3 protein-coding genes are annotated in these 2,425 nt (G+C 62.2%); all 3 read left to right on the forward strand.

All coding sequences use genetic code 11. From position 1 onward, the window contains the following. The first annotated feature begins 223 nt into the window (after positions 1-223). Complete coding sequence (locus KDH09_05155; protein MCB0219063.1) at positions 224-1,141, forward strand: hypothetical protein; 918 nt, start codon at positions 224-226, stop codon at positions 1,139-1,141. 157 nt (positions 1,142-1,298) lie between these two features. Then, complete coding sequence (locus KDH09_05160; GenBank protein MCB0219064.1) at positions 1,299-1,949, forward strand: TetR/AcrR family transcriptional regulator; 651 nt, start codon at positions 1,299-1,301, stop codon at positions 1,947-1,949. Between the two features lie 92 nt (positions 1,950-2,041). Beyond that, on the forward strand, positions 2,042-2,425 hold a 384-nt coding region (locus KDH09_05165), incomplete at its 3' end, for a hypothetical protein (GenBank protein MCB0219065.1).

The raw sequence follows: 2,425 nt of genomic DNA on the forward strand, positions 1-2,425 counted from the left end.
GCAAGAAGCAGGGCTACACCCACGACTACGGCCACGCCGACCTGGTACTCGGGCGATTTGTGAAGACCGAAGTGGTGCCCATCGTGCTGGACTGGCTCGAAGAGAGAACCAGAGCTTGAAACCACGGATGGCCACAGATGAACACGGATGGAAAGTCAGAGTGCTGTGAAATCTGTGTTTATCTGTGGCCATCTGTGGTTCCATCTTCTTAGACTCCGTCCCCATGACTGACGAACAACCCAAACCCTCCGTGATGAGCCGATCCTCCTTCCTGATTCTGGGCTTCCTGATCGGGGTGGCGGCCGGGATGTGGATGACAATGCGGCCGGCGCCAAAGGTGGCGGACGACGCCGCCTCGCTGCGCGGGGAGCGTCTGGTATTTCCTGAAGCCGGCGTGGAGGTGGAGCTGCCTCAGGGGTGGAAGGCCTTCAAGGCGGGCGGCTACGCGCTGGCGACGCCCGATTCCGAGAGTGCAGACGAGCGCGTGCTGGCCATCACGCATCGCGCAGCCACCAGCGCAGGGATGGGCAAGATCATGTCGCCGCTCATTCGCGAGGGAGAGGGCGGATTCTACGTGCCCGATTCCCAGCTCCATCCGTGCTTCGACGCCGCGTGGGTGCAGCGCGGGGCAGGGGAGTTGCTCAACAAATATGTCGTCTTTCGCGATGCCGGGAAGCTGGAACTGCGCATCGAAGCCGCCGGTGGCAAGGAGCGTCTGGACGCGCTGCTGGGGGCCGTGACCTGCACCGAACCGGCAGTGATCGCCGAAAAAGAAGCAGCGGCCGCGCGGCCCGAGCCGAGTCTGGAGATTCGCTGCCGCGTGCTCGAACCGCAGGTAACCGATCCCGAGAACGACCCGCGTTGCGAGCAGCTCTCGCGCTACTTCGGCGACATCCAGGTGGCCCACGAGCGCCTGATACATCAGGACCGGGGCGCCTGGGGGGAGATGCGCTTCGAGCTGACCAGCGACCCCTCCCTGATGACAAGCATCGCCACGCTCACGCGCTCGGAGTTTAAACAGCACCCGGATTTTGAGCGGGACGTGAGCGTCCGTCTCGCCAAAATCCCCTATCTTCCTGCCGAGTTCGGCCCCAGCAAGGTCGAGCTGCGGATCCGGGTGAACCTGCCGCCCCAGAAATAGGGCAGTTGCCCCTGAACCATCAGAACACACCGTCCTTCGGCCATTTTTGCCTTGACGTCCGACCGATCGGTCGGTAGCTTATGGCCCATCCCGAGCGTGGGACCGGTGCGCGTATTTGCCGGGCCCGAGCGAGCGTTTGGGAGCGGAGCGAAGATAGATGAACGAAATGGCTGCCAAGCCCGTGATTCGGCATCCCTCCCAGGATCGCATTCTGGATGAGGCCGAGGTGCTGTTCGCCAACCGCGGCTACGCGGGCATGGGGCTTTCGGAACTGGCCGAGAAGGCCGGGCTCTCGAAGTCGAGCCTCTTTCACCACTTCCCTTCCAAGATTGAAATTTACGCCGCCGTGCTTGAGCGCGTCTTTGAGCGTCTGTGGGACCTCATCCAGAACAGCGCGGATGAGGGCGGCACGCAGATGGAGAAAATCGAGGGCATCTCCGATGTCATGAACGATTTTCTTGCCGGCAGCCCGCATACCGCGCGGCTGCTGCTGCGCTCGCTCATCGAGCGCGACTTTGAGGACTCGGGCATCACGCGCGAGGAACTCGCCAAGCGCCACGGGGCCTACGTTTTCCAGATACTGCAGTTCGCGGCCAAAACCCTGGAAGAGGGCATCGAGAACGGGGAGTTCCGCAAGCAGTCGGTCGGGCACTTTGTGCAGACCCTCATCGGTGCGCTGCTCTTCCACTTTGCCTCGGGTGAGAACGGGGTGGTGGGATTTCGCGGCAGTATTTTCGAGCCCGAGCGTGTTGAGCGTCGCAAGGAAGAGCTGAAGGCCTTTCTTCGGGGCGCCGTGCTCGCAAAGTAGGAAAGAATGCCCGGCAGCGCTGGAGCGAGCGCGCCGGAGCGATTCAAAGACAGAGAACAAGACTTCGCAGGAGCGAAAAGGAGTCCCAGGCTATGGAGCACTTTCAGAAAGAACATCGCGTCAAATACGGCAACTTTGAAGCCATCGAGTGGAGCGACCTCACCGAGGTCAAGAAGATGCGTGAGGCGCTCACCTTCGATGCCCCGCTCGAGGTGAACTGGGCCTGGGATTACGTGGGCCAGGTCGAAGAGCTGCGCCGCCTCTACGAGATCGCCAAACGCCGCCAGTGGAACGCCGAGGAAGATCTGGACTGGAGCGAGCAGATCGACCGCAAGAAGCAGTGGGGTCAGGCCAAGGAATACTCCCCGATCGCCCAGTGCGTGGAAATGCTCGGTGGCGCAGAGGACGACGTGCGCAGCGCCACGTGGGACAATTTCGGCTACGTGTGCTCGCAGCTTCTCCACGGGGAGCAGGCC

It is taken from the genome of Chrysiogenia bacterium, assembly GCA_020434085.1.
GTDB lineage: Bacteria > JAGRBM01 > JAGRBM01 > JAGRBM01 > JAGRBM01 > JAGRBM01.